We start from the raw sequence: 19668 nt of genomic DNA on the forward strand, positions 1-19668 counted from the left end.
GACGTTATCCGCGCGGGGGCACAATCGAGATGTCGCCGCGGGAACGGAGGATCCATGAGCTACACGAACGCCTTCGCCGATGAGGCGCAGCCGATCTGCCCCGCCTGCGGCGTGACGATGCACCCGCTGCTCGATGAGGGCATCCGGGCGGACGAATGCCGCGAGTGCGGTTTCCGGATGGAGTGGCCGGCGGCGGATGCCGCGCGCGACGGCGACGACGAGGAGCGGGACACGCGCTGGGACTGAGACCGGGGGTCGCGCCACGCTTTCCCTCGGCGGTGCCCGACCAGCGGTCGCGCGCCCGGGTCGTGCCTGCGCTCGCCAGGGTCGCTCGCGGCGCGCGGCCGTGTTGCTTCCGGCGCGCGGTAGGTCGCTCGCGGCGCGTGTCCGGGTCGTTCCGGCGCGCGGCCGGATCGCGCCCTGGCGCGCGGCAGGGTCGCTCGCGGCGCGGGTCGCGCGGGCGCGGCGGTGATCGGCGGCCCCCGCACACGGGCTGCGTCGGGGCGGCGACCCTAGATGACGTCGAAGGGGACGTCTCCGTCGCTGTAGTCGCGATCGATCCCGGGGGTGTGCTGCAGGCCTCGCCCGTCGGCCGTGTCGGCGCTGAGCGGTACCGTCGCGACCGCGATGACGACCGACGTGGTCGTCGTCACGAAGAAGCTGAGGCGTTGACCGCCGTCGACGGTGACGTTCAGGAAGCCGCCTCCGGCCCGCGCCGCGCGCAGCACCTGGTCCCGCAGATCGTCGAGGGCTTCGAGGGGTCCGAGCGCGAACGTCGAACCATCCACCGTGAGGTGGGTGCGCTCGATACTGTTCGGCATGCAGGCACGATAGTCGCCCTGCATGGGACACCCCAGGGGGTTGCCCCGGCAGAGAGCTTGTCGCACACTGCGCCTCCGCCGGTCAAGGCGAGCGCCTCCCCGCGGCCCGGGACCGCCGGGGTGGCATACTCGCCCCATGCGACCGCTCGAAGACTCGCCACCCCGCCGCTCCCACGCGCAGCTCGAGAGCTGGGTGGAGGAGTTCGAGAAGGAGGAGCACTGCATCGCCGGCTCCATCACCGTCGCCCCTCAGGAAGACGGGGACACCGACGACACCGGACTCGTCATCCTGCGCCTTCGGAACGCCTCGGCATCCATCTTCATGAAGCCGCGCAGCTACGACGACCCGGTATGGGAGTTGACGCTCACCGAGCGGCCCGACGACCTGGTGATGACGGTGCACGACATCGCCAGCCTCGCCGCCGAGTACGTCATCGCCAGCAACCTCTGCACCTTCCTGCAGTGGAAGTCGCTGGAATGGGACCGGCAGAGCGGCCGGCGCGCGGCCTGAGCAGGAACGACAGAAGCCCCGGCGCGAGCCGGGGCTTCTCAGTGTCTTCGGTAGCGGGAGCGGGGCTTGAACCCGCGACCTCACGATTATGAGTCGTGCGCTCTCACCAACTGAGCTACCCCGCCGCACGGCATCCACGATTCGGAAATGAACACCTTGAGCCCCGAGTCAGGATTGAACTGACGACCCCTTCCTTACCATGGAAGTGCTCTGCCACTGAGCTATCGGGGCGTACCCGGATCGCTCCGGGCAACTTGAAGAGGATATCAGACCGCGACACCCTCCCACCAATCGGCTCAGCCGCCGGTGTGCTGACGCAGCCACACGATCGGGTCGATCGGAGTGGTGCCGTTCTGGAGGATCTCGACGTGCGTGTGGGCGCCGAACGAGCGGCCGGTGTTACCGGTACGGCCGAGGAACTGCCCGACCTTCACGTGCTGACCCTGGGTGACCTGCAGCGAACCGTACTGCATGTGTCCGTAGCGGCTCGAGACGAGCTGACCGTCGATCTCGTGATCGATCAGGACCGTCACGCCGAAGGCGCCGCCCTGCTCGGTCGCGATGCGCACGGTGCCGTCGGCGATCGCCTGCACGGGCGAACCCTCGCCGGGCACGAAGTCGGCACCCTCGTGCATGGTGCCGTCGCGCATGCCGAAGCCGTACGTGATGGGCACGCCGACCGCGAAGGGCCACTGGATGGGCGCCGTGGGGTCGTTGACGTAAAAGTTGGACGGGTTGGTGATCCCCGAATCGGCGGCCATCTGCGCGTAGGTGGTCGCGCTGTAGCCGTCGGAGCGGTCGACCACGGCCGCCTGCGCCGCGGCGGGAGCGACGTAGGCCTGGATGGCACCCTCGGATGCGGCGACGTCGCCACCGACGGCGAGCCGGGTGGTGACGGTTTCGCTCGCGGTGACGCTGTCGGTGCCGCTCGCCGAGGCGAGGGCGCTGACCGGCATGGTCATGCCCACCGTGAGCAGCCCCACGACGCCCATGACGCCGACCGAGAACGACGTGGCCGCGATGCGGCGCACGTTGCGGCGGGTGCCGGTCATCGCGACGGCCGGAAGGCCCTCAGCGACGGGCTGGGCAGGACCGGCGACGCGGTTCGACTGCACGGCGGTCTCGCCGGTGAACGCGAAGAGACGCGCGGCCGAGGTGAACTCGTCGTCGACGGGGGCGTCTGCGGCATCCGGATTCCGCTCGGTGCGCGGCGCGTCAGGGGCGGGTGCATCGGTGGTCGGCGCATCCGCGGCGGGTACTTCGGCGACGCGAGAATCCGTGACGGGGGCTCCGGCGACCGGCGCCTCGAGCGTGTCGGCGCTGTCGAGGATGACCGCCTCCTGCGGGCGCCGGCGCGAACGACGCGACGAGACCGGGAGGGTGATCGGGGAGGTCGGCAGCGTGACGGGCGTGGTGGCGCTGTCGCTGTCGGCGCTCTGCAGGATGACCGCGACCTCGTCGGAGGAGCGCTCGTCGACGACGGTGACCTCGAGGGCGTCGGGCTCCGCGGCGTCGGAGCGGGCGGCGTCGGTGGACGCGGCATCCGCTTCGGGGAGCGTGGCGTCGATCGTCGCGGCGATGACCGTCTCGAGGACGGCGGCGGCCACGTTCTCGATCAGCTCGGGCTGCGCGACGTTCTCGGCGTCGACCGGTGCCGGGTCGCTCGCACCGTGGCGACGCATCTCGGCTCGGGTCGGCCGGACGGCGGCCTCGGGGGCAGGAGTGAGGGGGCGACGGGACCGCCGGGTGGGGGCAGGCTCAATCGGGAAGGCTTCTGACGGCAACGCGCGAGGGCTCTCGTGTCGTGTCGCGCACGGGCGACGGCTTCGGGCTGTGGGGCTTGGCCATTTCCGCAGGTTCGGGTTGCGGAAGATAACGAACTGGTAAACACCATACCCCCCGTCAACTGAGAATGCGTTGAGCGGGCGGGGTGGTCACCGCTCGAAGTCGAGCAGCGGCTCGATCCGCGAGAAGAAGTCGGGCCCCGAGGCGATGACCATGCCGTTGCCCGGGCGACCGCCAGGCGCCCCGCCGACGCGTCCTCCGGCCTCTTCGACCAGCAGCGCGCCGGCCGCGTGATCCCACGGGTGGGTGCCACGCTCGTAGTAGGCGTCGACGCGCCCGGCGGCGACGGATGCCAGATCGAGTGAGGCCGCACCGATGCGGCGCACGTCGCGCGCGATGGGCATGACGCGCGACAGCTGCGCGAGCGCCGGACCGTGCGTCTCGGGGTCGTACCCGAAGCCCGTCGCGACGAGCCCACCGGCTTCGCCCACTTCGCTGACCGAGAGGCGCTGGTCGCCGAGCCAGGCTCCGCCGCCGCGGGCGGCACGGAACAGCTCACCCGTGACGGGGTTGAAGACGGCACCGGCGAGCGCGGTCCACGTCGCGGTCTCGGGCGTACCCTGGACGGCGGCGATGCTGACCGCCCAGGCCGGGATGCCGTACGCGTAGTTGACGGTGCCGTCGATCGGATCGACGACCCAGGTGATGCCGCTCGTGCCGGCCTCGGCGCCCGATTCTTCGCCGAAGAACCCGTCGCCCGGGCGCTCCCGAGCCAGCTCCGCGCGGATGAACGCCTCGACCTCGCGGTCGGCGGCGGTGACGATGTCGGCCGCGGCCGACTTGGTGGCCGCGACCGTCACGCCCTCGCGGCGGCGGCGGAGGGCCAACTCGCCCGCCTCTCGGGCGATGCGGGTGGCGATGTCGAGCAGATCCGCGGGGGAAGTCATGGCATCCACGCTAGTGCGCCACCCCCTTAGCCGAAGTCGCGCCCGTCGATACCGTGGATGACATGACCGCTTCGGATACTCGCCGGTACGACGTCGTCATCGTGGGAGGAGGGCACAACGCCCTCGTCGCCGCGGCCTACCTCGCCCGCGCCGGGCGCCGGGTGGTGGTGATCGAGCGAACGGATGCCGTGGGCGGCGCCGCCGTGTCGGAACGCCCGTGGCGCGGGGTCGACGCGCGACTGTCGCGCTACTCCTACCTCGTCAGCCTGCTGCCGCAGAAGATCATCGACGACCTCGGCCTGCGCATCGAGCTGCGGCGGCGCCGGTACTCCTCCTACACACCCGATCCGGTCGACCCGTCGCGCGGCATCCTCATCGACACCGAGGATGCCGAGGCCACGGCCGCGTCGTTCGCCCGCACCCTGGGCGACACCGACGAGGCCGAGCGGTTCGCTGCATTCGGGGAACGTCTGGCCCCGCTCGGTCGGGCGGTGTTCCCGACGATGACGGAGCCGCTGCCGACCGTTGACGAGGTGCGCGAGAAGGTCGGCGACGACGCGCTTTTCTCTGCGCTGACGGAGCGTCCCCTCGGAGACCTCCTGCGCGCGTCGCTCGACAGAGACCTCGTGCGCGGCATCGCGTTGACCGACGGACTGATCGGCACTTTCGCGTCATCGGACGACCCCTCACTCGCGCAGAACCGCTGCTTCCTCTACCACGTCATCGGCGGCGAGACCGGGCACTGGGACGTCCCCGTCGGCGGTATGGGCGCGGTGACGGCCGAACTCGAACGCGCCGCGCGCGAGGCGGGCGCGCAGATCGTGACCGGCGTCGAGGTCGTCTCGATCTCGCCCGACGGCGACGTGCACACCATGACCGATCGATCGGAGGTGTTCCACGGCGAGCTCGTGCTCAGCGGCGTCGGGCGCGCCGTCCTCGACCGCATGCTTGCCGCGGGCGGTTCCGCCACCACCGGCGCCCCGGAACCCGAGGGCGCGCAGGTCAAGGTCAACATGCTGCTGTCGCGACTCCCCCGACTGCGCGACACCTCGGTCACCCCCGAAGCCGCGTTCTCCGGCACCTTCCACGTCAACGAGACGATGACCCAACTGGATGCCGCGCACGTGGCGGCATCCGCGGGAGTCCTTCCCGAGCCGCTCCCCGTCGAGATCTACTGCCACTCCCTGACCGATCCGTCGATCCTCGGTGACGAGCTGCGGGCGTCGGGCGCGCAAACGCTGACGATGTTCGGACTGCAAGTGCCGCATCGCCTCATCGACGACACCGATCCCGTCGCCGCCGGGGCGCGACTTCTGGCTGCGGCGCAGGCGTCGCTCGACACGGTGCTGGCCGAGCCGCTGCGCGATTGCATCCTGCGCGCGCCCGACGGGCGGCTGTGCATCGAGGCCCGCACGACGACCGACCTGGAGAGTTCGCTCAACATGGTCGGCGGCGACATCTTCCACGGCGCGCTGTCGTGGCCGTGGCTGACGTCGCCGGCCCACTCCCCCGCGGAGCGGTGGGGCGTGGCGACACCGCACTCGCGCGTGCTGCTGTGCGGGTCGAGCGCGCAGCGGGGCGGGGCGGTCAGCGGTATCGGGGGGCAGAACGCCGCGATGGCCGCGTTGGAGATGTTGGAGCGGTAAGGCGTCGGGGGCTGCCTGGAGCCTGGGGCGGGTGGGTACCCGCGGTGCGCCCGGAGTCCGCGCCGTGTCCCGCGAGCCGGTGCAACGCTCGAGGCCTGTTTGCGACAGGGGGGTATCGCGGGAGCCGGTGTTCCTCGGGCCGGCGAAACGTCGGCGGGGGTCATCAGATCACGGCGTGCGCGCGCAGAACGTCCAGCATCGCGTCGATCGCCTGAACGAGGACGACGCTCGACGGTTCGGCGTACCCGAAGACGATCCCCGCCGGAAGCGACGTGGCAGCGCCCTCCCAGACATACGACGCCAGCGGCGCCACGCGGATACCGCGCTCGGCGAGATCCGCGACGATCGCGCGCTCGGCATCCTCCCCCCTCCCGCGGAGCAACGCCACCGCGTGAAGACCACCGTCCGTCGCCTCCAGCTCCACACCGGGCACGCCCTGGAAAGCATCGAGCAGGAGGCGACGACGATGGCGATACTCCCGACGCCGTCGCGCCGCGTGTCGCGCGAGCGACCCCTCTGAGAGGTACAGCGCGAGCGCGTGCTGCTGAACGAGGGACACCGGCAGGTCGAGGTCGGCGCGCGCGGCGCGCATCCGCTCGCCCACCTCGCCGGTCGCGACGATCCACCCGCAACGGACCGCCGGAGTGAGCGTCTTCGACAGGCTGCCGATCAGCACCACTCGCGCGGGGTCGAGCAGATGCAGCGGAGGAAGGGGTGCACGGCCATGGGGGAACTCGCTGTCGTAGTCGTCCTCGATGACGACGACATCCTCGCGGTCGGCCCAGGCGAGCAGGCGGGCACGCGCCTCGGCATCCAATCGACTCCCGAGGGGGTAGTGGTGGTGAGGCGTGACGATGAACGCATCGAGATCACGGTGACGCTCGACGGCGTCGAGGTCGAGCCCGGCACTGAGACGCACGGGGACAGGGACGGCGGTGATCCCGAGCCGGCGAAGGATCCGATGCACGCGCGGATACCCCGGGTTCTCGATGCCGACCCGCAACCTCGTCCGGTCGCCGCGCGGCGACAGGGCGAGCAGAGCCAGAAGCACGGCGTCGCTGGTGCCGGCGGTGACGAGGACCTCGGATGCCGTGACATCGAGCCCGCGCGCGCGACCGAGGTACCGGGCGATCTCCGCCCTCAGGGCCGGGTCCCCGGCGGTGTCGGCGACGTCCGCATCCGGATCTCCCGCGGTCGCGCGCCGCCATGCCGAGCGCCACGCCGCATCGGCGAGACCCGTCGTACCGGGCCGCCCCGGACGCAGGTCGATCAGCCCCGACTCCTCCCCGGCACCGGTCTCGACTCGCGCGCGCGGTGTCGACGCCGATCGAGCCGAGACGTCGGCGACGACGGTCGCACCCCCCGGTCGGGGCAGCAGATATCCCTCGCCCGCGAGGATCTCGTACGCCGCGACGACGGTACCGCGGGCGACCCCGAGGTCGGCGGCGAGCGCGCGGGTCGACGGCACCGCTTCTCCCCCGCCCACGCGTCCCTCGAGCACCGCTGCCCGCAATCCGTGGGCGAGCTGCTCGTGGAGCGGCACGGTCGAGCCGCGGTCCAGTATTCCGAGGGAGATCACCCACGAAGTCTGTCACTGGTCCACGCGGATGCGCGATAAGTGGACTACGGAATGGTCCAGCAGTACGAGTGCAATCGGATCATGACCGACGTACCCGACACCGTTCAGCCCCCGTCCGATCTCCCCGGCGTGGAATCGCCCCGCGCCGAGCTGGATGACTCTTTTGAAGAGTCCTCCACAGACCTGCCCCTCACCGCTCTCACCCGCGTCCGCCGAGGTGCGCACCACCAGCGCACGGATCGCGCCGCTCTGTACGACGTCATCGACGGCGCACTGTCGGGAACGCTCGCCATCGTGCGCGACGAACGACCCGTGGCGTTGCCGGTCGGCATCGGGCGCGACGGCGACGACGTACTCCTGCACGGATCGACCGGCAGCGACTTCTTCCGCCGCATCGCCGCGGGCGCCCCGGTCTGTCTGACGGTGACGCACCTGATGGGCCTGAAGTACGCCCGGTCGCTCTTCGACAGCTCGATGCGCTACCGGTGCGCCGTCGTGCACGGCGTCGCATCCGTCGTCCCGGCGGCGCAGAAGGAGTCCGCGCTGCTCACGCTGTCGGAGCACCTGATGCCCGGACGGAGCGAAGACGTGCGCCCGATGACCGCCCGCGAGATCGCGGCGACCATGGTGCTGCGCCTGACGCTGTCCGAGGCGAGCGTCAAGGACAATGCGGGCTCTCTCGTGGAAGTCGACGACGACGGCGAGGACCGCTCGGTGTGGGCCGGCATGCTGCCGCTCCGGGTCGTCGCGGGCGACCCGGTGACCTCGCCGCAGACCGTCGCGGGCGTTCCCGTTCCGGTATCCGTGCGCCGAGCGGCGCAGCGGGTCGCGGCGTCGGGAACGACCTGAGCGGCGCACACGACGGGCCTGCGCCGGGACCGCGCGGACGAAGGCCGACGCGAGGTCAGCCGGCACGTGACGACGACTGACGCGACGTCAGCCGGCGCGACGAAGGCGGGGTCGCCGGGAAAGCACGACCCCGCCTTTCTGCGGATGTCACCGCCCGACGAGCGGAGGAACCGCGTACCGACGCGGCGTCCCGAAGCGGTGTGCCGTGATCGACACGGCCTGCTCGCGCAGGAACGGCAGCAGCTCGACCTCACCCGCGCGGGTGACCGCGCCGGCGTAGACCGCGAGCGAGGGAGAGCCCCCGGTGGCCCCGGCCACCGCGGCCGGTGAGCCACCGAGCAGCCGGACACGGCCGCCCGTCCGGGCGAGGCGCGTGGCGCGGCGCCCCCATTCCGCATCGTCCTCGACGGCGGCACGCACGCCGACGCCCTCGAGCCACGCCCGCACGGCCGGCGTCAGTTCGCGAGCGGCGCTGATCGTCACCGACGACCCCGCTCGCACCCCCGCCGCGACGACTCGCACCAGCGCCGCCTCCGACGCGTCCTCGATCCGCACGGTGACGGGCACCGCGGCGTAGCGCAGCACGTTCTGCTCCGACTCCAGCCCCGTGACGTCCCGGGCGAGCGAGAACTCCGAAGCCCAGGCTGCGGCGTCGCTGGACAGGGCGGATGCCAGCCACTCGCGATCCTTCGCGGGCACGGCCGCCGACGCCGGTGCGGTGAACGCGTCCGTGGACCGCGGCGCCGAGGTCTCGGCATCCGCCCACGTCCCGAACCCGTACAGGTAGTGCGGACCGCCGGCCTTCGTCCCCGCACCCACCGCGGACTTCTTCCATCCGCCGAACGGCTGACGCTGCACGATGGCACCCGTGGTGCCGCGGTTGACGTACACGTTTCCTGCTTCGATCCGCGCGAGCCATGTGTCGATTTCCGCCGTGTCGAGCGCGTGCAGTCCCGAGGTGAGGCCGTACTCGATGGCGTTGACGATGTCGATCGCCTCGTCGAGCGTCTCGGCGGTCATGATGCCGAGCACCGGACCGAAGTACTCCGTGCGGTGGAACTCGCTCCCCGGCTGCACACCCTCGCGGATGCCGGGGCGCCACAGCGTCCCGTCGTCGTCGAGGCGACGGGGCTCCACGACCCAGCGCTGACCGGGCTCGAGCGAGGTCAGGGCCGTCAGGAGCTTCCCCTGCGCCGGCTCGATGAGCGGACCCACGCGCGAGGCCTGATCCCACGGCATCCCCACCTCGAGCGAGGTGACCGCATCGACGAGCTGGTCGCGGAAGCGACGCGAGCGCGCGACCGAGCCGACGAGCACGACGAGGGATGCCGCCGAGCACTTCTGGCCCGCGTGGCCGAAGGCCGACATCGCGACGTCCTTCGCCGCGAGGTCGAGGTCGGCGCTGGGGGTCACGATCACGGCGTTCTTACCGCTCGTCTCGGCCAGCAGCGGCAGATCGGGACGGAAGGAGCGGAACAGCTCGGCCGTCTCGTACGCGCCGGTCAACACGACCCGTTCGACGGCGGGGTGGGTGAGCAGCTGACGACCGAGGTCGTTCTCGGACACCTGCACGAGCTTCAGCACCTCGCGGGGCACGCCCGCCTCCCAGAGGGCCTCGACCATCACCGCGCCCGAGCGCTCGGCGAGGGCCGCCGGCTTGATGACCACGGCGGAACCGGCGGCGAGGGCGGCCAGAGTGGAGCCCGCGGGGATCGCGACGGGGAAGTTCCAGGGAGGGGTGACCACGGTCACCCCGACGGGGGTGAACGTCGCGCCGTCGACGTCGTCGAGCGCGCGGGCCTGCTCGGCGTAGTAGTGGGCGAAGTCGATCGCCTCCGACACCTCGGGGTCGCTCTGCTCGAGGACCTTGCCGCACTCGGCCCCCATGACCTCGAGCAGATCGGCACGACGGGCCTCCAGCGCGTCGCCCGCGCGGTGCAGGATCTCGGCGCGCTTCGCCGCCCCCAGCTGTCGCCACCCCGCGGCGGCCGTCGCGGCATCCTGGATCAGCGTGTTCAGGGCGGCTTCGTCGGTCACGGTGTGCGCGGCGATGCTCGCCCGACCGAGGTCGGAGCGCTCCATCCGCGCGACGATCGCCTTCGCCCAGTCGCGGTTGGCCGCGATCGCGGGGTCGGAGTCGGGGGCGTTGTGGAAACCGTGCGTCGGCGCGGGCTCCGCCGCCGCGGTGCGGTCCTGCACGCGGTGGGAGGCGGGAACGCCCTCGGGCATGTCGGCGAGGGATGCCAGGAAGCGGTCGCGCTCGCGGGCGAACAGCGCCGCGTGCGTGTCGAGGTCGAACACCGCCGACATGAAGTTCTCGCTCGACGCGCCCTCTTCGAGGCGGCGGATGAGGTACGCGATCGCGACGTCGAACTCCCGGGGGTGCACGACCGGGGTGTACAGCAGGATCGCGCCGACCGTGCGGCGCACGACGGCCTGCTGCGCGGTGGCCATGCCGAGCAGCATCTCGACCTCGATGCCGCCCGTTACGCCCCGCCGCTCCGCGAGCAGCCACGCGAGGGCGACGTCGAACAGGTTGTGGCCGGCGACGCCGATCCGCACGTTCGCGGTGTGCTCGGGCCGCAGCGCGTAGTCGAGCACCGCCTTGTACGACGCGTCGGTCGCCTGCTTCGACGGCCAGGTCGCCAGCGGCCAGTCGTGCACGTCGGCATCCACGCGTTCCATCGGCAGGTTCGCACCCTTGACGACGCGCACCTTGATGGGCGCACCCCCGGATGCCACGCGACGGGCGGTCCACTCCTGCAGGCGGATCATCGCGGCGAGGGCGTCGGGCAGGTAGGCCTGCAGCACGATGCCGGCCTCGACGCCGTCGAACTCGGGCTCGCCGAGCAGCGTCTCGAAGACCGCGAGGGTGAGGTCGAGATCCTTGAACTCCTCCATGTCGAGGTTGAGGAAGGTGCCCGTCTCTTTGGCCACGCGGTAGAGCGGGCGAAGCGCCGCGACGGCGTCGGCGACGGCCGCGTCGAAGGCCCACGGGGTGTGCGGCGCAACGGTGGACGACACCTTGATCGACACGTAGTCCACGTCGTCGCGCGCGAGGAGCTTGCGCGTTCCGGCGAGCCGGCGCGCGGCCTCCTTCTTGCCGAGGATCGCCTCACCGAGCAGGTTCACGTTGAGACGGATGCCGTCTCCCCGCCCGCGGATCGAGGTGATGGCGTCGCCGAGTTTGCGGTCGCTCGCGTCGACGATGAGGTGGCGCACCATCGAGCGCAGCGCCGTGCGGGCGGCGGGCACGACGACCTGCGGGAGGATCGGCGCGGCGAAGGCGCCCAGGCGGATCGCGGCCTTCAGGTGCAGCGGCAGGAAGCCGGGGATGAGGGGGGTGAGGGCGGCGAGGTTGCGCGCGGCGACCCGAACGTCGTCGGGGCGCACGACGCCGTCGACGAAGCCCACGGTGAAGTCGAGGCCGTGCGGGTCGCGCAGCACACCGGCCAGGCGCTCGGCGGAGACGTCGACCGGCTCCTCGCGGCTCTCGGCGAGCCAGCGCCGTACGAGCGCGATCGCCTCGTCTGCCAGCTCGGCGGGCGAGACCAGCTGTGCGGGCTGGGCGGGCTGGGCGGGCTGGGCGGCGTCCGCCGGAACGGCGGTGGTGTGCTGGTCAGTGAGCGACATGGCGATCCTTCCTCGGATGACCTCAGCATGCGGCCCTCTTCCCGTCAGGAAAAGCGATGATTGATGACGGGTTATGTTCGACAGAACCGAAGGGATGTCATGTTCGATCTCCGCCGACTCCGGCTGCTGCACGAGCTGTCGATGCGCGGCACCCTGGCCGCCGTCGCCGACGCCCTCTCGTACAGTCCGTCGACCATCTCGCAGCAACTCTCGCTGCTCGAGCGCGAGGCCGGCGTGCCCCTCCTCGAACCCGACGGGCGACGCCTGCGACTGACGGCCCAGGGCGCCGCCCTCGCCGCGCACGCCGCGCGCATGCTCGACGCCGACGAGGCGGCGCGCGCCGAGCTCGAGCGCCTCCGTCCCTCCCTCGCGCCGGTGCGCGTCGCGGTGATGCAGTCCGCCGCCCACGGCCTCCTCCCCCGCGCCCTCGACGCGCTCGCCGAGAGCGAGCCGCAGCTGCGCATCGAGGTGGCCGAGCTCGCTCCGGAGGAGGGGTTGTTCGAGGTCGCGGCGCGCGGCTTCGACCTCGCCGTCGCCGAGCAGTACCCCGGTCACACGCGCGAGCACCGCGACGGCATCGAGCGCAGCCTGCTCGGGCGGGATGCCATCCGCCTCGCCGTCGCCCACGGCGATCCCGCCGAGAGCCTCGCCGACCTCCGCGGGCGCGCGTGGGTGATGGAGCCCGTGGGCACGGCCGCCCGGCAGTGGGCGACCCAGCAGTGTCGCGCCGCGGGCTTCGAACCCGACGTGCGCTTCGAGATGGCCGACCTGACCGCGCACGTGCGGCTCGTGGCATCCGGGCACGCGGTCGGCATGATCCCCGACCTCGTCTTCGCCGGCGACACTCCGCGGGTCCGCCTGGTGGACCTGCCGGGCGAACCACGCCGCGAGGTGTTCACGGCCGTGCGCCGCGGAACGGCCGACCGCCCCGGCGTACGCGCGGTGCGCGGAGCACTGCAGGTGGCGTACGACCGGGGCGGTCGGGAGGCGGGTCGGCGGTGACGAGTTCTCGCAGAGCGGCACCTCCCTCGCAGATTCGGCGCGCGAATCTGCGAGGAAGGCGCGAAGCTGCGAGCAGCGTCCCTCGTGACGGGTGTCGAGCGCCCGCGTCAGTGGGTGAGCGCGATCTCGTCCCGCGTCAGCGCGATCTCGCCCCGCGTCAGTGGGTGAGCGCGATCTCGTTGGGCGTCTGCTCCAGCGTGACGCTCTTCACGACCTCGCCGGTGGTGAGGTCGACCGCGTGCACGGCGTTCTTCGCGGGCTCGGTGACGTAGGCGATGTCGCCCGCCACCTTGATCGCGGGGTGGGCGTCCTGCCACTCGGTCGGGCCCTCCCACGCGCCGATCACGGGGTACGACGCGGTGAGCTCGCCCGAGGCCGGATCGAGCACGTGGATCGAGCCGTCGGTGGCGAGGAGGTAGCCGAGGTCGCCGGGACCGCGAGCAATGTCGCGGAAGGTGTACTCCACGCCCTCGGGAAGGTCGATCACCCGCTGGGTCTTCGCCGAGGTGTCGATGAGCGCGACGCGGTGCAGCAGGTAGCCCTCGGCATCCCGGTCGTCCTTGTAGTCGCCGACGACGAGGGCGCTGTCGTCGCTGACGTAGGCGTTGCCCATGCGGCCGTAGGGCTGGTCGGGCGCGGTGAGCTTGGTGAACGTGCCCGCGTCGTAGACGAGCGCGCCGTCCTCGCAACCGAACACGACGACCTCGTCCTTCGCGGTGCCCTCTCCGTGCACGCCGGGGCAGTCGCTGCTCTGGGCGATGGTCGCGCCTGATTCGTCCTGCGCGACGACGCCGTTGCGGCCGTCGGCGTTGCCCACCGTGGTGAGGAAGGTCCCGTCCTCGAGCACGATCGACACGCCGTGGTGCGCCTCGACGCCGGGGATGGTCTCGACCGCGGGCAGTTCGTCGGTGGATGCCAGCAGGGCATCGGTGTCGAAGATGGTCGAGTCGCTCGTGCCGTCGGCGTACAGCACCGTGGTGCCGCCGTGCGTGACGACGTGGCCGGGCTTGGCGGCTGCGAACACGAGGTCGGTGAGCTGCGGCTCGATGCCCGGGGCTCCGGCATCCAGAACCTGGAAGCCCTCGCTCGTGGTGACCATGATGTGGCGGCCGTCACCGGCGGAGTTCAGGCGGGTGAACTCCTCCGACGTGAAGTCGCCGAGGGTCTCGAGGCTCTGACCGTCGAGCACGACGACCCCGCCGGGGTACGACAGGGCGACGCGGGTGGCGTCGTCGCCCGCGGAGGGGGCGTCGGAGGCGGGAGCGGCCGAGCCGGTTCCGGCGCCACCGGCGCAGGCCGAGAGGCCGACCGTGGCCCCGACCGCGAGGGCGAGCAGGCCCGCGCGACGGAGGTGATCCGCGCGGAAGGTGGAACTGCGCATGTGGTTCTCTTTCTGGGTGAGGACCCGCGAGGGTCCGGGGATGACGCGGCGACGAGGTGCGCCGAGTCGGGGCTCTGGGGTCGGTGTCAGGGGGCGAGACCGGAACGGATGCGCTCGGTGTTGACGCGCATCATGGTGAGGTAGTCGGGCGCTCCGCCGTCGGCGTCGGTGAGCGACTCGGTGAACAGTTCGGTCACGGCGACCTGCCGGTCCGCCTCGTCCGCGAGCGCCCGCACGAGCCGGTCGGGCGACGACGACTCCGCGAAGACGGTCGGCACACCGGCCTTGTCGATCGCCGCCACGAGGTCGGCGAGATCGCTCGTGCTGGGCGCGGCCAGGGTCGTGCCGCCGGGGATGACGGCCCCCACCAGACGGAAGCCGAAGCGGTCGGCGAGGTAGCCGAAGACGTGGTGGTTGGTCACGAGCGCGCGCCGCTCCGCCGGGATCGCGGCGAAGGAGGCGGTCATCTCGGCATCCAGCTCCGTGAGCTCAGCGCGGTACGCGGCGGCGCGGTCGGCGATGGCCCCCGCCGCATCGCCCCCGCCCACGCTCTCGAGGACCGGGGTCAGGGCGTCGACGACCGCGATCATCTGCGCGGGATCCGTCCAGAAGTGCGGATCGTCGGCGCCCTCGGCATCGGTCGAGGTGTACGGCAGCACGGTGACGGCGTCTTCCGCGACGAAGGTGCGCACCCCCTCGGATGCCGCAGCATCGAGGTGCTGCTGCAACCCCTCTTCGAGGCCCATGCCGTTGGCGACGAGCAGGTCGGCGGAGCGCATGCGGGCGGCCTCGGCGGCGGAGATCTCGAACGAGTGCGGATCGGCGCCGGGACGCATCAGCGTCACCACTTCGACGTCGTCGCCGACGAGGTTCGATACGACGTCGCCCAGGATGTTCGTCGTCACCACGACGAGGGGGCGATCGGATGCCGCTCCGCCCGAGCATGCGGTGAGGACGAGCACCGCAGCGGCGAGCGTGGCGGTCAGGAGTTTCCGCAAGGGTCGCGGCCCCGCGGCGGCCAGGGAGAGCGGCGTCCGCGCCGGAGTCTGCCTCATGGGTCAGCGCCCCGTCTCGGCCGCGAACAGCGGCGTCCGCTCGGGCGTGAACACGCGGGCGACGCGCGCGTCGTCGGCGAAGTCGAGCTCCCACAGAAGGCCTTCGGCCGGCCCGCTGAGGTAGGCGCGCTGCTGGTCGGCGATGAGCGCGACCGGCTGCCCGTCTGCCAGGCTCGCGCCCACGAGAGCGGCGGTGGACGCACGCAGCGCACCGGTCTCGCCGTCGAGCACCAGCACCCGACCGTCCGCGGTGAGGGCCAGCAGGTTCGCATCCCTGTCGTCGACCGCCGTGGCCTGCACGACCGGCTCGGGCGTCGGCAGAAGCGTCCACGACTTCTCTCGCGTGTCGAGCATCCACACCCCGACCCCTTCGGCGACCGCGGCGACCGTCGGCCGCCCCTCGCGGTTCGCGAAAGCGGTGGCGCGGGGCGCGGTCGTGCCCGCGGGATAGGGGATGCGCTCGACGGCCGGGCGCTCGTCGGCCACGGTGACGAGGAGGGCGGCGTCCTGGCACCCGATCACCGCTCCGACACGGGTGGTGATGGTGCCGGCGGGGTCCGCGCAGGCGACGGGCTCGCCGACCGTCGAGCCGTCGCGCGCGTGCAGCGTCACCTCGCCACCGGCCGCGACCGCGGCGTACGAACCCGCGGGCACGACCAGCCCCGCGCCGGGAACGCTCGGCAGCCGGAACGTCTCGACGATCTCTCCCGTCGACAGCGCCTCGGTGTCGAGGAGCACGGCCTCCCCCGATTGCGGGAAGAAGAGCCCCGTGCCGCCGGTGGTCGACGAGTTCGACGTCGCTATGACGGCGACCCCGTCTCCCTCGACATCGCCGACGATGCGCGATTCGGCGCGGTAGTAGTGGAAGTGGTCGACGTGATCCCAGGTCCACACACCGCTGTCGACGATGGACACCCCCGCCTCATCGGCCGCGAAGAGGTATCGCCCGTCCGAATGCATGGACCGCGGAGCGCGCACCGTTCCGAGATCGGCCGTGGTCTCCTCGAGCAGGTCGAGGTGCGAGACGCGTCCCTCACCGTCGATCGAGGTGAGGCCGACGGCGGGTTCGGCGAGTTCCGCGGCGCCGGCGATCTCACCGTGGGTGTCGGCCGTGGGATCGGTGGGTGCGTCGACGGCGGGGGACGCGGGGGCGGCGCAGCCGGCGAGGGCGATCAGCAGCAGGGCCCCGAGAGGGGCGAGCCGCCGAGGGGAAGCGGGGTGGGGCATGAGGACTTTCCAGGTCAGACGGGAAGAAGGACGGGGGATGCCACGCGGCGGCGAACGGCATCGCGGCCGGCGCGCAGGGCCCACGAGACGCCGGCCGAACCGATCGCGGTGGCCGCGATCGTCGCGCCGGCGGCGGTCGCCGCGTGCCACGAGATGAGGAGTCCTGCCGCGACGGCGGCCGCTCCGATGGCCGCGGCGAGCACCATGGTGGTGGGGATGCGGTGGGTCCATCGGCGCGCGGCGACCGCCGGGGCGACGAGCAGCCCGACCACCAGCAGGGATCCGACGGCCTGGTACGACGCGACGACCGCGAGGGTCACGAGACCGACCAGCACCGTCTGCGCGACGCGTGGGCGCAGACCCAGCACGAGCGCGACGCGCTCGTCGATCGCGAGGGCGACGAGCGGGCGGTGCGCCGCCACGGCCGCGGTGAGGCCGACGACGACGGCGACGGCGAGGACGACGAGGTCGCCCACCCCGACGGCGAGGATGTCACCGAACAGGATGGCCGTGGTATCCGTCGCGAAGCTCCCGGCGTGCGAGATGACGATGACGCCGAGCGCGAGCATGCCGACGAACAGCAGGCCGATGCTCGTGTCGTACGACAGCTTCGCCCGCCGCTGCAGAGCCCCGATGCCAAGGCTCATGACCACCGCGCTCACCGCGGCACCGAGCAGCACCGGCAGGCCCATCACCGTCGAGAGCGCGACGCCGGGGAGCATGCCGTGCGCCAGCGCCTCCCCGAGGAACGCCATCCCCCGGACGACCACCCAGGTGCCGGCGACCGCGCACAGGATCGCCACGAGGACACCCCCGAGAAGCGCACGCTGCACGAACTCGAGGGAGAAGGGATCGGTGAGCCAGGACACGTTGCCCGACCGTAGCGACAATGAGAATGATTCTCAAACTCGTATGATGGATGCCATGCCCTCCCCCACGATCGTCGTTCGCGCCCTCACCGTCGATTTCGGCGGGACGCTCGCCCTCGACCGGGTCGACCTCGACATCGCCGCGGGGTCGCTCACGGTGATCGTCGGGCCCAATGGGGCGGGCAAGTCGACCCTGCTCGAGGTGCTCGCCGGCGTGCGAGAGCCGTCAGCCGGATCCGTCGACGTCGGTACGCACTCGCGCGCCTTCGTACCCCAGCGCGCCGCCGTCTCGGAACACCTGCCGTTGACCGTGCGCGATGTCGTGTCGGTGGGCGCCTGGGGACGCGCAGGACCGCTCCGCCGCCTCGACGCGTCCGACCGTGCCGCAATCGACTCGGCGATGGAGCGGCTCGATATCGCCGCCCTGGCGCGACTCCCGTTCGCCTCCCTGTCGGGGGGTCAGCGTCAACGCGCCCTGCTCGCGCAGGGACTCACCCGGAGGGCCGGCATCCTGCTGCTCGACGAACCCACCACCGGGCTGGACGCCGCGAGCGCGGAGCGCAACCGCGCCGCGATCGCCCAGGAACGCACGCGGGGCGCCACTGTCGTGTGCGTGAGCCATGACGACCGACTGATCTCCGACGCCGGACACGTGGTGCAGCTCGACGCGGGACGCGTGCGCGCCGCTCTCGACGAGGTCAGAGCCGCGCGCGAACCCGCTCGGTGATGCGCGTCAAGACCTCGGCGGCGGCGAGGGCGACCTCGGCGGACTCCGCGCGTACGGCCGACTCCACCTCGCGCGGGAAGCGGCGCAGAGCGGCCCACGGTTCGCTGTTGAGATCGACCTCGAGGTGGATGTGGTTCACGCGACGATCGTCGGCGTCGAGCTCGCGCCGCAGCAGTCCTCGGCCGATGAGGCGGTCGACGAGGGTCGTCACGCCGGCGGCGGTGACCCCGAGGTGACCGCGCAGATCAGAGGGACGGATGCCGGGCTCATCGGCGATGCAGGTCATCGCCGCCGCTTCGAGCTCACTGACGGAGAGGTTGCGGCGAGCAAGGGCGACCGCCTCGTCACGGGCGGTGACGTAGTCGTCGAGTGCGGTTGTCAACGATGAGGAGAGCGACAACGTCATCCACCTCCTCAGCGCGATCCGGCCGACCGCTACCCCCACCATAGTGAAGAAACTGAATATTTCATGAAAATAATTAAGTTTGTGAAATACGTGCTAGTTTAGTTTTCAGCCGTCACCCCATTACGACCGAAGGAGATCACCATGGCCACTCTGTTCTACGGATCCGACGTAGCGCCCATCTCGCTTCCGGATCGCCTGATGGGATACATCAAGGTGATCGCATCGACGAAGCTGCGACGCGGTGAATCCTTCACGTTCACGTGGACGGGTACCGCGGATGAGCCCGGACGCTCCACCATCTGGCTGCAGCCGTCGATCCCGCTCCGTTTCGTCTTCGCATCCCCCGAGCCGGAGCAGCTCGTCGGCGACTACCTGCGCGCCCTGGCCGATCAGGCCAACGCCGCGTCGGGTCTCGTCGTCGACGTGCGCACGTGGGAGAGCGCCGAAGAGGCGTCTCACGCACCGGCCCACGCCGCTCGCACCGCCGGACGCCCCGTCCGCGCCGCCTGAGCCGAATCCGGCACGCGTACGGCCCGGCAGGCCCGGTCGTCGCAGCGCGGGCTGATTCCCACCTCTGCCGCTCCTCCACCCGCAATAATGTGGGTGACGCGTGATATTCACGCGCATGGATCGGAGTGAGCCGTGCCGGTACGACGCCTTCTGAACAAGGATCTGCTCGAGGACTGGTTGGCCCAGTTCCGTGGGCTCGGCTACCTGACCGGCAGCGAGATCCGTCTGTTGGAGCAGGAGGACGAGACCGACCCCGACTCCGGCCTGATCGTCGTCGACCTCAGCGGTGCGAAGACCGTCACCTACCTGCAGCCGATCGCCGACGGAGACGGTGCGTGGAAGGCGACGATGGAAGCGCGCGACGCCACCATCGAGCTCGACGCCGTCGAACTAGTCAACCTCGGGAACGAGGTCGTCGTGCTCGGCGCACTGGTGTCGTTCCTCGAGGTGAGGTCGAAGGCACTGCTCGCGGGCGGCTGACGAGTCACGGTCGCACGCTGAGGGCACCCCGAAACGGGTGCCTTTCTTCATGTGACCCCGGCGACGGTCGATCCTCTCGCGGCAGTCGGATCCGTGGACCCGAGACGACGCGGCCCGGACAGTACCAAAGGGCAATGTGCGAGTGCGTTCGATCCTGTTCGATACGGCTCGCTTCGCTTCCTCGCACCGCCGCCGTGTGGTCTGCTACCGACGACCCCCGAGTGGGCTTCCTTCAACGAC

Annotated in this window: 18 protein-coding genes and 2 tRNA genes; 8 read left to right on the forward strand and 12 right to left on the reverse strand. The window is 71.5% G+C overall.

The genetic code is table 11. The features are described from left to right. Positions 1 to 54: 54 nt before the first annotated feature. Positions 55 to 246, forward strand: coding sequence for a TFIIB-type zinc ribbon-containing protein (locus QRO03_RS04070; protein WP_285136239.1), 192 nt, complete (start codon positions 55 to 57; stop codon positions 244 to 246). 266 nt (positions 247 to 512) lie between these two features. Here QRO03_RS04070 and QRO03_RS04075 read toward each other — a convergent pair whose 3' ends face one another. Further along, positions 513 to 821 carry a hypothetical protein gene (locus QRO03_RS04075; protein ID WP_285136240.1) on the reverse strand — a complete coding sequence of 103 codons (309 nt, stop codon included), beginning with the start codon at positions 819 to 821 and terminating at the stop codon, positions 513 to 515. Positions 822 to 957: 136 nt separating this feature from the next. On the opposite strand from QRO03_RS04075, the gene QRO03_RS04080 reads away from it, so the two are divergent. Beyond that, positions 958 to 1332, forward strand: a complete 375-nt coding sequence (locus QRO03_RS04080; protein WP_285136241.1) for a hypothetical protein — start codon at positions 958 to 960, stop codon at positions 1330 to 1332. A gap of 51 nt (positions 1333 to 1383) precedes the next feature. Here the strand turns inward: QRO03_RS04080 and QRO03_RS04085 are convergent. The 4 genes from QRO03_RS04085 to QRO03_RS04100 all read right to left on the reverse strand — a co-directional run bounded on the left by QRO03_RS04085 (position 1384) and on the right by QRO03_RS04100 (position 4064). Then, positions 1384 to 1457 (reverse strand) — tRNA-Met (locus QRO03_RS04085). 34 nt (positions 1458 to 1491) lie between these two features. Then, positions 1492 to 1563: transfer RNA gene (locus QRO03_RS04090), tRNA-Thr, on the reverse strand. A gap of 65 nt (positions 1564 to 1628) precedes the next feature. Further along, complete coding sequence (locus tag QRO03_RS04095) at positions 1629 to 3014, reverse strand: M23 family metallopeptidase (RefSeq protein ID WP_285136242.1); 1386 nt, start codon at positions 3012 to 3014, stop codon at positions 1629 to 1631. A gap of 252 nt (positions 3015 to 3266) precedes the next feature. After that, positions 3267 to 4064, reverse strand: coding sequence for an inositol monophosphatase family protein (locus QRO03_RS04100; protein ID WP_285136243.1), 798 nt, complete (start codon positions 4062 to 4064; stop codon positions 3267 to 3269). 62 nt (positions 4065 to 4126) lie between these two features. Between QRO03_RS04100 and QRO03_RS04105 the strand changes: the two genes are divergently transcribed. Continuing rightward, positions 4127 to 5710, forward strand: coding sequence for a phytoene desaturase family protein (locus QRO03_RS04105; protein ID WP_285136244.1), 1584 nt, complete (start codon positions 4127 to 4129; stop codon positions 5708 to 5710). Between the two features lie 163 nt (positions 5711 to 5873). Here the strand turns inward: QRO03_RS04105 and pdxR are convergent, their stop codons facing one another. Further along, positions 5874 to 7289 (reverse strand): MocR-like pyridoxine biosynthesis transcription factor PdxR, encoded by a 1416-nt coding sequence (pdxR, locus tag QRO03_RS04110; RefSeq protein WP_285136245.1) that lies wholly within the window; start codon positions 7287 to 7289, stop codon positions 5874 to 5876. A gap of 81 nt (positions 7290 to 7370) precedes the next feature. Between pdxR and QRO03_RS04115 the strand changes: the two genes are divergently transcribed. Further along, a complete protein-coding gene (locus QRO03_RS04115; RefSeq protein WP_285136246.1) occupies positions 7371 to 8138 on the forward strand; it encodes a pyridoxamine 5'-phosphate oxidase family protein in 768 nt (255 codons plus the stop codon). A 147-nt stretch (positions 8139 to 8285) separates the two neighbouring features. Here the strand turns inward: QRO03_RS04115 and QRO03_RS04120 are convergent, their stop codons facing one another. After that, complete coding sequence (locus QRO03_RS04120) at positions 8286 to 11771, reverse strand: bifunctional proline dehydrogenase/L-glutamate gamma-semialdehyde dehydrogenase (protein WP_285136247.1); 3486 nt, start codon at positions 11769 to 11771, stop codon at positions 8286 to 8288. 99 nt (positions 11772 to 11870) lie between these two features. Between QRO03_RS04120 and QRO03_RS04125 the strand changes: the two genes are divergently transcribed. After that, positions 11871 to 12773, forward strand: a complete 903-nt coding sequence (locus QRO03_RS04125; protein ID WP_285136248.1) for a LysR family transcriptional regulator — start codon at positions 11871 to 11873, stop codon at positions 12771 to 12773. A 157-nt stretch (positions 12774 to 12930) separates the two neighbouring features. Here the strand turns inward: QRO03_RS04125 and aztD are convergent, their stop codons facing one another. From aztD to aztB, 4 genes are all read right to left on the reverse strand, one after another. Further along, a complete protein-coding gene (gene aztD / locus QRO03_RS04130; protein WP_285136249.1) occupies positions 12931 to 14154 on the reverse strand; it encodes a zinc metallochaperone AztD in 1224 nt (407 codons plus the stop codon). Positions 14155 to 14240: 86 nt separating this feature from the next. Further along, a complete protein-coding gene (gene aztC, locus QRO03_RS04135) occupies positions 14241 to 15209 on the reverse strand; it encodes a zinc ABC transporter substrate-binding protein AztC (protein ID WP_285136250.1) in 969 nt (322 codons plus the stop codon). A gap of 3 nt (positions 15210 to 15212) precedes the next feature. After that, complete coding sequence (locus QRO03_RS04140; RefSeq protein WP_285136251.1) at positions 15213 to 16436, reverse strand: ABC transporter; 1224 nt, start codon at positions 16434 to 16436, stop codon at positions 15213 to 15215. A 14-nt stretch (positions 16437 to 16450) separates the two neighbouring features. Continuing rightward, positions 16451 to 17305 carry a zinc ABC transporter permease AztB gene (gene aztB, locus QRO03_RS04145; RefSeq protein WP_285136252.1) on the reverse strand — a complete coding sequence of 285 codons (855 nt, stop codon included), beginning with the start codon at positions 17303 to 17305 and terminating at the stop codon, positions 16451 to 16453. Between the two features lie 55 nt (positions 17306 to 17360). Here aztB and aztA point away from each other — a divergent pair, with 55 nt between their 5' ends. Continuing rightward, entirely contained in the window at positions 17361 to 18032 is a 672-nt protein-coding gene (aztA, locus tag QRO03_RS04150) for a zinc ABC transporter ATP-binding protein AztA (protein WP_285136253.1), read from the forward strand. On the opposite strand, the gene QRO03_RS04155 is transcribed toward aztA, so the two are convergent. Beyond that, positions 18004 to 18438, reverse strand: coding sequence for a MarR family winged helix-turn-helix transcriptional regulator (locus QRO03_RS04155; RefSeq protein WP_285136254.1), 435 nt, complete (start codon positions 18436 to 18438; stop codon positions 18004 to 18006). The two genes, aztA and QRO03_RS04155, sit on opposite strands and share 29 nt — an antisense overlap. A gap of 141 nt (positions 18439 to 18579) precedes the next feature. Here QRO03_RS04155 and QRO03_RS04160 point away from each other — a divergent pair, with 141 nt between their 5' ends. Together QRO03_RS04160 and QRO03_RS04165 are read left to right on the forward strand one after the other, a co-directional pair. Next, positions 18580 to 18948, forward strand: coding sequence for a DUF7882 family protein (locus tag QRO03_RS04160; protein WP_285136255.1), 369 nt, complete (start codon positions 18580 to 18582; stop codon positions 18946 to 18948). Between the two features lie 132 nt (positions 18949 to 19080). After that, on the forward strand, positions 19081 to 19428 hold the full coding sequence (locus QRO03_RS04165; protein ID WP_285136256.1) for a hypothetical protein: 348 nt from the start codon (positions 19081 to 19083) through the stop codon (positions 19426 to 19428). Positions 19429 to 19668 lie beyond the last annotated feature (240 nt).

Source organism: Microbacterium sp. lyk4-40-TSB-66 (genome assembly GCF_030209475.1).
GTDB lineage: Bacteria > Actinomycetota > Actinomycetes > Actinomycetales > Microbacteriaceae > Microbacterium.